Raw genomic sequence first — 10,331 nt, forward strand, 5'->3', positions numbered from 1 at the left:
TCATCCACTCCTTAATCTAATTAGCCTCGCCGACGTTTAATTCCCAGTACACTCGCCAAACCCGTCGCCATCAAGATCATTAATCCCATCAATCCAAGGTGGTTAGACTGTTCACCTGTTTGCGGCAAGGTTTCACTCGCAGTTGTTCGAATTGCATCCGTTGTAACCCGTTCCTGTAGCGGGATTACGGCTGCAGTCTCCTGGTCTGAACGTACCAAAGCAGATTTTGTCCGTTGCTGTTCAACTTGTTCGGACGAAACCTTCTGACTAGCATCCCGGTTCAGACTGCTTGCAGTCGTTAAACTAGGTCCAGTAACGCTCGGTCGTTGCCGTATTGATTCTTGATGTCCCGCATCGGTGTCAGCAGTTGGGCCACTTGGTTGGGACGGCTGCTTTGGTGCTTCTGGTCGTTCTGGAACTTCGGGATGTTCTGGCATTTCAGGACACTCTGGTACTTCTGGGTGTTCCGGAGCTTCGGGATGTTCTGGTGTTCCTGGTTCTCCCGGTTGCTCTGGTTTTCCAGGTACTTCTGGCTCTTCCGGTTCTTTCGGTTCTTTCGGTTCTTCCGGTTGCCCTGGTTGCTCTGGTTCTCCAGGTTCTCCCGGCGTTTCTGGCTCTTCTGGTTCCCCCGGTACTTCCGGTTCTTCCGGTTCTCCCGGCGTTTCTGGCTCTTCCGGTTCTCCCGGCGTTTCTGGCTCTTCTGGTTCTCCCAGTACTTCTGGTTCACCAGGTACTTCTGGCTCCTCGGGTTCACCAGGTACTTCCGGTTCCTCGGGTTCTCCTGGCACTTCTGGTTCACCAGGCACCTCGCCGTCCCCATCACCCGTATCAGCCTCATTTTCAACCACCGTCACGGTCACCGTGGCACTGACCAATTGTCCAGTCATATCCGTGAATTGGTAGATCACTTCATAGCTGCCGGCTGTGGTTAGGTCTGGGGTTCCAATGACCGTGATGCCTGACCAATCAACCGACTGGCCATCCGAATCGGTGGCATTGGTAAAATTATCTTGTGGTTGCCACACAGCGGTTTCCGTTGACGAATCGATTTCAACTGTCACGTCACTTGCTTGAAGATTCAGTTGACTTTGATTCTCTTTAACGGTGACCGTTACAGTCGTTTGATGGCCAGCATAGGTCAGCGTCACCTGATAAGTCCCCGGTTTGCTCGTGTCGACGGTATCGCCACTGACTGACACCGCCTGTGGATTGGTGCTAAATAACGTGCTAACATCGACAGTTTGACCATTCGCATCGATTAGCTGTGTCACATTTTGCGACCAGTCCCAGGACTGATTAACAAAAATTTCGCTATCTTTGGCCGTAATCGACGCTGCGGATTTCGTCTCCCAAACAAAGGTTGCTTTTGGCGCTGATTTACCAGCGTACAAAGCCAACAATTCAGTACTCGTTAGTGTTTGCGATGGATCATCAATATTGACCCACTTTCCCGTATAGGTGTTATTCTTGGGAACATCCGGTAAATCGACGAGCGGTTGATTGCCGTGGCGACTGAAATCAAGTCCCGGTCCGAGCACCAGTGTTTGTAAACTTGTCAAACCAGCTAACATTTGCCAATTAGCTTCGACGTTTTTCATATTAAAATAAGATAGGTCCAACGATTTGAGCTTTTCATCGTCCGCAAACAGCCCGTTCATATCGGTGACGTGTTCAGTGGTGAACTTACTTCCGAACTCGATACTTTCTAAGTTGGCCATTTGTCCAAAAGCGCCATCCATTTCAACCAGACTGCTTGAATCAAAATTAGATAGATTCAAGTGCTGAACACCGCTGTGAGCGAACATATTGGTCATCGTGACAACTTGACTGGTATCCCAATCAGTTAAGCCGTGGATTAGACGCATCAGTCACGTTATGGGTCTGCCAACCGCTTAAATTTAGATAATTAAGTTCAGTACCCATGAAACTACCCATAAACATGTTGGCCATCGTGGTGACATTGCTCACATCCCAAGCAGTGAGATCTAGCCATTTGACTGCATAGTTCCCCTTAAATACCGACTGCATATTTGTCACGGCACTAGTATCGATTTTTTCCAAACCTTCATAGCTCTCAACAGTTGTCAGTTCCGAAAACAGGCCATTCATATTCGTTCCGGCGATAATCCGATCGGCAATGAAGATTTTTTTAATCGACGAGGCCCAAGTCTGGCGCTTCCAAGGATTGTCACCGTAACTGTTCTTCAACGTGCCGCCGTGCAGAGTCAGCGTGCCTGTCGCCACATCAAACTCCCAATCGACGCCAAAGTTACCGGTAGTCGTTGGATTATCCGCTCGTCCGGCATCGGCAATCGTCAACGCCGCTTGTTGTTCAGTCGCCATATCGTTGACATCTGCGTCCGTTCGAACTTGTTCAGTCTCAGCAACCACTTCAGGATGGTGATTGACCGGCGAATCTATTTCCGGAGTCAGGACGTTTTCGACCTGTTCACGCTCAGCAGCCGAATTTTCATCAAGGTCGCCACTAGCCGCATCACTGATATTGTCTGTCCCATTCACATCTGCCTTATCGACAATGTCGGTGTCTGACTCGCTAGTCGCGGCATTTTCGGCACTACTGTCGGCACTGGCCACCACATCAGTAGAAGCGCTGACATCCGCCTCGTCATTCACAGCTGTGTTCTCAACAACTGCGGTATTATCTGCAGTGCCGCCCTCGACATCCGCGACTTCGCTAACGCGCATGTCAGCGTTATCATCTTTGGCCGCTTGGGGGTTCACCACAGCTAAAGCCGGCTGTTCAGCGTTCGAATTAGTGTGCGCGACTTCCGTAGTGACCTGTTCAGTGGTTGACTGAACAACTGCCTCATCCGCATGGACACTGACTAGCTGGATATTGACACCCAATAAGGTCACACCAGCAAATAACCACAATTTACCACTTTTATACATTTTATAACGACTAACTTTCATTTCACGACGATTGATAGGAATTCCCCATTTCTCTGTTAAAAACCTGACTGACATAACCATTAATCGCATTAAATAAAGTGTTTTTACTGTATTTAATTATCGTGTTTAATCAATACACGATTTACGGTTTTTAACTATAGCATGGCGTCCTCAGAAAGCTCAACTAATTATTAGATTTCTAATTAAGCTGTTACTAACTTGATTAATATTGTTGTTTATCGCAAAACTATTTTAATATCTCACCAACAGAATGACAGGCTTAAAAATCAGCCGCACACTGATTTTCCACTCGCTACCACTCATATCGGCGCTATTTTGTTCACCTGAACAATTTTTGCATCGTGCAACGATTCGTTTGTGTCACTCATCCACTGCATAACAAAAAGCCGTCATCTCATCTCAATCGACCTAGATTTCACCCACAGCAATCCCAGCTAGTCACCCGTCAAAAGGCACATAAAAACGCCGTCACCAACAAGTTTGCTCCCTGCTGATGACGACGTTTATTTCATCTACTAAACACAAATCTCAGCTATTTCTTCTGCGACCGTCGTTTCAAAACGTGTTGTCGAATCGCGTTATAACCGAGTTCCACCACCATGAATAGCACGGTGATGCCGACAATGTCGATTAAATAAGACCCAATCCGGTAGCCAATTTTGCCGATCCACAAATCATATGGCCCCTGAATCAATAAGAAATAAATCAGTAAGGTTTCAACAATTGTACGCGTATGTCGCCAAAATGACCGCCACTGCATGCCTTTCACGCTCCTTCAATTGGGACTAGTATCTGTAATGCTTGTTTGATTTGACTGACCGTCAACTGATTCTGGTCACCGACGCGCCCGACGTGTCCAAATGTCACCGCTGAACCCGTCAACTGGCCACAGATGCCGTTGTAACGGCCCATTTTCCCGCTCGCCGTGGCAATCACGGGTACGGCCAACTGGCGATGCGCTTGTTCAGTCGCTGCCATCAAAGCCAAAACGTCCTGCGCATCCTGACTTTCAACGGTGACGCGGACGACATCCGCACCAGTGGCCGCCAATGTTTGATAAGTCGTCACTAATTCCGTAGTCGATGCGCGCGTTACCGTCTGGCTAGTAATCAAGCGAATCTTATTGGCTCGCATCTGCTGAGTCAGCGTCATAAAATCAGGTTGGTTGACCATTGCAATGTCGACGTCAACGGCTGCCACGCTCCGATTATTGACCAGCGTTTGATAAGTTTGATAATGTTCAGCCATTTCATCCGCGTCAGCTGCCATCGTAAACGTCGCCACTAGTGGAATCGTCCCTAAGACTTGTTGCAACTGGGAGGCGGTATTAACGAGTTCCGCACGATTATCTAACTCTTGATATGGATTCAATCGCCACACCACGATTTGCGCGGCCGACGTCAAAATCTGCCCCGCCTTGCGAATCAAGTCCTCCCGCGTCGCACCCGCCAGGACTACGCCAATTTTCGGCATGCCTGTCGTTAACGCTAACTCACCAATCGTAACTTCTTTCAAGATTATTCCTGCTTTCATCATCATCCGGACCGCTCGAGCCATCCGTCGTTAATAGTTTATTATCCACTCTTAACAATAGCAAATTTTCCCCGTTTTGACACCTAAAATTCATTTTTTATCCCAAAATGTAAAGCGCTTTTAATATTAACTTGTTAATACTGGTATCGTTTTCAATTTGGCCTTACAATTAAGCATACTTTAGCCGCAAAGGAGTTTCATCATGGAAAATGAAAAACAGCTTCGTTGGTCCAACATTGCACTAATTGCATTTGTGGCGGTCTGGGGTCTTGGAAACGTTGTCAATAACTTCGCCTTACAAGGACTTTCAGTCGTCACGTCTTGGATTCTGATCATGATTATTTATTTTATTCCGTATACCCTGATTGTGGGCCAACTCGGTTCAACTTTCAAAGACGCTGAGGGGGGCGTTTCGTCATGGATTCGTGCGACTAGTACCAAACGGCTCGCGTACTATGCCGCCTGGACCTATTGGATCGTTCATATTCCATATTTGGCACAAAAGCCCCAAGGCATCTTAATCGCCTTTAGCTGGCTATTCCGTGGCAACGGGAATTTTGTCAATACGACACCCGCGTTAGTCGTTCAAGCCATCTGTTTAGTGCTCTTTTTATTCTTCCTATGGATTGCTTCATTAGGCTTAACGACGCTTAAACGGATTGGGAGCGTTGCTGGGACCGGGATGTTCATCATGTCGATTCTGTTCATTATTTTAGCCGTGTCAGCGCCCTTTATGACCAAAGCAACCGTGCAAACGCCAAACATGTTTTCATTCAAGTCCTACTTGCCTAAATTTGACTTTACGTATTTCACGACCGTTTCAATGTTAGTCTTTGCGGTCGGGGGTTCTGAAAAGATTTCACCCTACGTCAACAAGACGAAAAATCCGGGACGGGAATTTCCACTCGGTATGTTAGTGCTCGCTGGCATGGTGGCCGTTTGTGCCCTACTGGGGTCGTTTGCGATGGGGATTTTATTCAACTCCAAGCACATTCCAGCTGACTTAATGGCCAACGGTGCCTACTACGCCTTTCAACGGTTGGGTGCCTTCTACCACGTTGGAAACTTATTCTTGATTCTCTATGCGATTGCCAATGTACTGGCTCAGATTTCTGCGTTAGCCTTCTCGATCGACGCACCACTGAAGATTTTGCTTGGTGATGCCGATCCAGAATTCATTCCCAAGAAATTGAGCAAAATGAATAAAAAGGACGTGCCAGTCAATGGTTACATTCTAACTGGGGTCCTCGTCAGCATTTTGATTATTATTCCAGCCCTGGGTATCGGTAACATGAACGAATTGTTCAACTGGCTACTGAACCTCAACTCAGTCGTCATGCCAATGCGCTATCTGTGGGTCTTCCTGGCCTACATGTTGCTCAACAAGCAATTGAGCAAGTTCAAGAGTGACTACAAGTTTCTCAAGAACCCGGTTGCCGGTAGACTAGTCGGTGCCTGGTGCTTCCTATTCACCGCGTTTGCTTGTATCTTAGGGATGGTTCCCAAGACTTCCTATGCTAGCAACCCCAGCAGTTGGCTGTTCCAGTTGACCCTCAACATTTTGACGCCAATCATCTTCGTGGCGCTCGGCATGATCCTGCCGATGATTGCTCGGCGGCACCGGACCCAAGCTTAACTGACAGTCAATATCTGATTGATTATCAGGTCGAAATGAGGCCTCGTTCTATCGACTAACATGCTCAGTAATTCATCGTTTCATCATATAATTAATCCATCAAAATCCCAGTAATGGTCCACAACAATGACCAGTACTGGGATTTTCTGTTCACCACCAATCAACTGACACCCCACGCAACCAATTTCAATTACAACTCAAATTGAATTTGTGCCAATCAATTTGCGGCTCACAATTTAACACTTTTCGGCTATTTGGCGTTATGATTATTACGACATCAAGTTGATTTTCGTTTACCAATTATCCAGATCAAAAGGAGGTCCTTATTGATGACCAGCGCTGATTCTTTCGACATCTTCCTCAGCGATTACGCCAACGTTTCTCGTTACCTTAGCACCGAGCTGAGTGCTTTACTGACAACCTACCACCTCACCTTAGACGCATTTTTAATTATGCATGAGATTGGCAAAAGCCAAGCGCCGCTGCTCTTAATGGATATTGCACACCGGCACCACGTCTCACGCAGTGCCATCTCACGCCAAATTAGTGCGTTACTTAGTTATGGTTACGTTCAGCAGCAAGCCAATGCGAGTGACCGCCGTCAGAAAAGTCTCCTCCTCACCGACAGTGGTCGCGAAATCGACCAACAACTCGTCGCGACGATGCGTCAGAGCGCAAATCAATGGGCTAATCTGCTGGGACCACAGCGCGTGACGACGCTGCTCGGCATTCTTGAAGACTTCAATGACCAGGTCGTCAATCAGGCCACGACCGAATAAGCAATCTCACAACTAAAGCGGTGCCCACTGACTCGAAATAAAGTCAGTGGACACCGCTTAGTGATTGTTGATTAATTATCTTTTCAAACGATTTTCAGACAGAATGCTAAACCTGCGAGCATCGTGAAAATGAGGACTCATCCATTCATTTATCTTGATGTCATCGGTACTAGCTCGAGTTAGTCGTCAGCGTGCACGTCGAATGCTCCTAACAACCGTTCTGCTACACCTGGTGCCTCTGGGTCATGTTGGGCCTTGCCGGTATCCAACGCCCGCAACTGATCCATCTCCGCAGCCGTCAATTCAAAGTCAAAGATCTCGCGATTGCTCTTAATACGAGCTGCATGAACAGACTTCGGAAAGACGATGACGCCTTCTTGATTTTCAAAGCGTAAAATAATTTGACCAGCATCCTTGTGGTATTTCTGTGCAAGCTGTTGAATGACTGGTTCATTGAATAACGCCTGATTTCCCTGACCAAGTGGTGCCCAAGCTTCCACTTTAACATCTTGTTTGGCCAATAATTCCCGTAACGGCCGTTGCTGCGTGTAGGGGTTAAATTCAACTTGGTTGACCGCCGGAATCGTCTCAAATTGTGGGACAAATTGTTGCCACAGTTTGGGGGTCATGTTGGAAACCCCAATCGACTTCAACTTACCCGCTTTTTGGGCAGCTTCCATTGCCCGCCATGCGCCAGGAACGTCGCCATAAGGTTGATGAACCAAGTACAGGTCGATATAATCCAAGCCTAATTTCTCAAGCGACCGGTCGATGGCTTTTGCAGCCGGCTCCTCGCCATAGTCTTGAATCCATAGCTTACTCGTGACCCAAATTTCATCACGAGGAATCCCACTATCCTTGATGGCGCGGCCAACTTCATCTTCATTGAAGTAAGCCACGGCCGTATCGATGTGCCGGTAGCCCAATTCGAGGGCCTCTTTGACGGCATTATAAGTTGAACCGTCGTCCGGAATTTGAAAAGTACCAAATCCGATGGCAGGAATGGCCCGTCCATCGTTTAACTTAATTGTTGGGTTTTGTTCAGTTGTCATTAATCCACACTCCTATTCGTGTAATTGCTTGAGACTAGCGCCAAAAATCTGTTCAATTGTCACTGGATCCCGATGATCAAAGAATTGACTGACACCCTTATCGAGACTCGCCAAAGTCGCCATTTCACTAGTTGATAGTTCAAAATCAAAGACGGCCATGTTTTCAGCCATACGCTCCGGATGCACCGACTTTGGAATCACCGTAATGCCCCGTTGTAAGAGCCACCGCAAGATAACTTGACCCGTCGTCTTATGATGGGCTTCAGCAATAGCTTGAATGGTTGGCTGGTTGAAAATATCGTGCTTACCTTCTGCAAACGGGGCCCAGGCTTCGACGCGAACTTGTTCATGCTGATTAAAGTTAACTTCGTCGGTCTGTTGATACCACGGGTTAACTTCAATTTGGTTGACCGCTGGTTGGACGGTCATCGTCAATTCAAGATTTTTGAGCTGGTCGGCATAAAAATTAGAAACACCAATCGCACGAATCTTACCGGCATGATAAGCTTCTTCGAGTGCCCGCCATGCCCCCATTGTATCACCATAGGGTTGATGTAGCAGATAGAGGTCCATGTAATCTAACCCCAGTCGTTTTAGTGAAGCGTCAATCCCACGTTGCGCCCGTTCATAAGTGAAGTCCGAAACCCATAATTTGGACGTAATGAACAGGTCTTCGCGCTTGAGCCCACTTTTTTTGATTGCTCGTCCCACTGCTTCTTCATTTTGATAAGCCGTTGCTGTATCAATCAGTCGATAGCCGGCCTTCAAAGCAGCGGTCACTGCTGCTTCACAGTCGTCTAAGTCAGGCACTTGAAACACACCGAATCCTAGTTGGGGCATTGTAACGCCGTTATTCAAAGTTGTCGTTGGTATCATCATCATACATCCTTTCTACGCTTGATTACATCAATTATCATACACGCAGACATTATCCTTGAAAATTACCACTTATTCATACTAGTATACAAGTAGCGTATACTAAAGGTGGCCTGAATCCATGATTGAAACCTTTCTATTAGAAGAACTCGTCACGTTTGCTAAGCATCAGACCTTAGCAAAAACGGCAACGGCATTGAACGTCACTCAGCCGACGATTACCCGGGGCATGCAGAAGCTAGAACAAGATTTAAACGTCCAACTGTTTGCTCGGCAGCCAAATCGCATCTCGCTCACCGCAACTGGCGAACTGGCAGCGCAAGAAGCTGAAAAGCTCTTACAGGATCAACAAACATTCATCACCAAGATTCAGAATTACGAACAGTCACAGAACCGCCTACTGATTGAAACGACGCTCCCCGGCCCGCTGGTTTTTCTGACGCACTTAAACGACCAATTGCCAGCCAACTTAACCGTTAATCGAGATTTAATCACGGTGGCGCAACTGTCCGACCATCTCCGCAACCATCAAGCGAGTCTGATTTTCTCTAATCAAGAAGTGCTGACCGCTGACATTGAATCCCGTTTTATTGGTACCGAAAATCTAATCGTGAACTTACAAAAATTTATGTATCAAGCCAATCAGTCGCGCATCACGTTTCATGAACTGGAAGGCATGAGCTTTATCGTTCTAAGTGCAATTGGCGCCTGGAAACAAGTGATTCAATCTGCCATTCCCAATGCCAAGTTTCTATATCAACCGGAACGCATGGCGTTTGCAGAAATTACGAAATATTCAGACTTCCCGTATTTTAGTACGAATTTATCGCCGTGGGATCCAACCGTTGCCGTTCGTGATTTACAGGATGACAACCGCGTCGGCATTCCCATCAGCGACACAAGCGCGCATATGCCAATCTACGTGAGTTATTTGACTAGTCAACGTGCCAATGCGTTACCGCTCTTAAACCAATTGAGTGCGGCCTGGCCGGCTGTCATCAGCCATCCACAACGATGAAGCGCCGAGGACTGTATGTCCAGGTGGAGACCACTCATCCCTGTTAAATGATAACTAACCCGTTTTCAGTGCTTCGTTAAAAGGCGACACATGAACTTGTACGATTACTAAGATCAAGTTATACGTCGCTAGTTACGGCTAAGATCCATACACCGTTCCCCATAAACGTTGCACCAGTCCGTGTACGTCTGGTATACCTGGGTCTTCAGATGCCTTCAGAATGTGGTCAAAAATGATGAATTCAAAAAGCGGAAGTACTGTGAGCGTTGCTGTTCAGTCAGCAACGACCAGTGCTTCCGCTTTTTGATTAGCCAGGCGACAAATATCTTGAAGCCGTTCAGCAGATTTGAACTGCCGACCTCTTCCTTACCATGGAAGTGCTCTACCTGCTGAGCTAGAACGGCATAACGAACCTTTTCCAGTATACCAAAAGCCATTCAAAATTCAAACCTTGGTTCTGGGTACAAAAAAAGGAACCGAATTAACGATTCCTTAGGTTGCAC

General features: G+C 47.1%; 9 protein-coding genes and 1 tRNA gene. 3 read left to right on the forward strand and 7 right to left on the reverse strand.

Features of this window, described 5'->3' with window-relative positions:
- Positions 1 to 20: 20 nt before the first annotated feature.
- From KGF70_RS17155 to KGF70_RS01415, 4 genes are all read right to left on the reverse strand, one after another.
- Positions 21 to 1,865, reverse strand: a complete 1,845-nt coding sequence (locus KGF70_RS17155; RefSeq protein ID WP_253954696.1) for a bacterial Ig-like domain-containing protein — start codon at positions 1,863 to 1,865, stop codon at positions 21 to 23.
- On the reverse strand, positions 1,840 to 2,913 hold the full coding sequence (locus KGF70_RS17160) for a BspA family leucine-rich repeat surface protein (protein ID WP_253954697.1): 1,074 nt from the start codon (positions 2,911 to 2,913) through the stop codon (positions 1,840 to 1,842). The genes KGF70_RS17155 and KGF70_RS17160 overlap by 26 nt, the downstream gene beginning before the upstream one ends.
- 553 nt (positions 2,914 to 3,466) lie before the next feature.
- On the reverse strand, positions 3,467 to 3,694 hold the full coding sequence (locus tag KGF70_RS01410) for a hypothetical protein (RefSeq protein WP_088770858.1): 228 nt from the start codon (positions 3,692 to 3,694) through the stop codon (positions 3,467 to 3,469).
- A 5-nt stretch (positions 3,695 to 3,699) separates the two neighbouring features.
- Positions 3,700 to 4,473: a type I 3-dehydroquinate dehydratase gene (locus tag KGF70_RS01415; RefSeq protein ID WP_191982841.1), complete on the reverse strand. Its 774-nt coding sequence runs from the start codon at positions 4,471 to 4,473 to the stop codon at positions 3,700 to 3,702.
- A gap of 196 nt (positions 4,474 to 4,669) precedes the next feature.
- On the opposite strand from KGF70_RS01415, the gene KGF70_RS01420 reads away from it, so the two are divergent.
- On the forward strand, positions 4,670 to 6,103 hold the full coding sequence (locus KGF70_RS01420; RefSeq protein ID WP_216767742.1) for an APC family permease: 1,434 nt from the start codon (positions 4,670 to 4,672) through the stop codon (positions 6,101 to 6,103).
- A 329-nt stretch (positions 6,104 to 6,432) separates the two neighbouring features.
- On the forward strand, positions 6,433 to 6,882 hold the full coding sequence (locus KGF70_RS01425; protein ID WP_050337678.1) for a MarR family winged helix-turn-helix transcriptional regulator: 450 nt from the start codon (positions 6,433 to 6,435) through the stop codon (positions 6,880 to 6,882).
- 179 nt (positions 6,883 to 7,061) lie between these two features.
- On the opposite strand, the gene KGF70_RS01430 is transcribed toward KGF70_RS01425, so the two are convergent.
- Together KGF70_RS01430 and KGF70_RS01435 are read right to left on the reverse strand one after the other, a co-directional pair.
- Complete coding sequence (locus KGF70_RS01430) at positions 7,062 to 7,934, reverse strand: aldo/keto reductase (protein WP_120769143.1); 873 nt, start codon at positions 7,932 to 7,934, stop codon at positions 7,062 to 7,064.
- Between the two features lie 12 nt (positions 7,935 to 7,946).
- Positions 7,947 to 8,813: an aldo/keto reductase gene (locus KGF70_RS01435; RefSeq protein WP_088770857.1), complete on the reverse strand. Its 867-nt coding sequence runs from the start codon at positions 8,811 to 8,813 to the stop codon at positions 7,947 to 7,949.
- Between the two features lie 118 nt (positions 8,814 to 8,931).
- Between KGF70_RS01435 and KGF70_RS01440 the strand changes: the two genes are divergently transcribed.
- Complete coding sequence (locus tag KGF70_RS01440) at positions 8,932 to 9,828, forward strand: LysR family transcriptional regulator (protein ID WP_216767743.1); 897 nt, start codon at positions 8,932 to 8,934, stop codon at positions 9,826 to 9,828.
- 331 nt (positions 9,829 to 10,159) lie between these two features.
- On the opposite strand, the gene KGF70_RS01445 is transcribed toward KGF70_RS01440, so the two are convergent.
- Positions 10,160 to 10,232: transfer RNA gene (locus KGF70_RS01445), tRNA-Thr, on the reverse strand.
- Positions 10,233 to 10,331: the final 99 nt, after the last annotated feature.

This window comes from Lactiplantibacillus sp. 7.2.4 (assembly GCF_018991185.1).
GTDB classification, from domain to species: domain Bacteria; phylum Bacillota; class Bacilli; order Lactobacillales; family Lactobacillaceae; genus Lactiplantibacillus; species Lactiplantibacillus pentosus.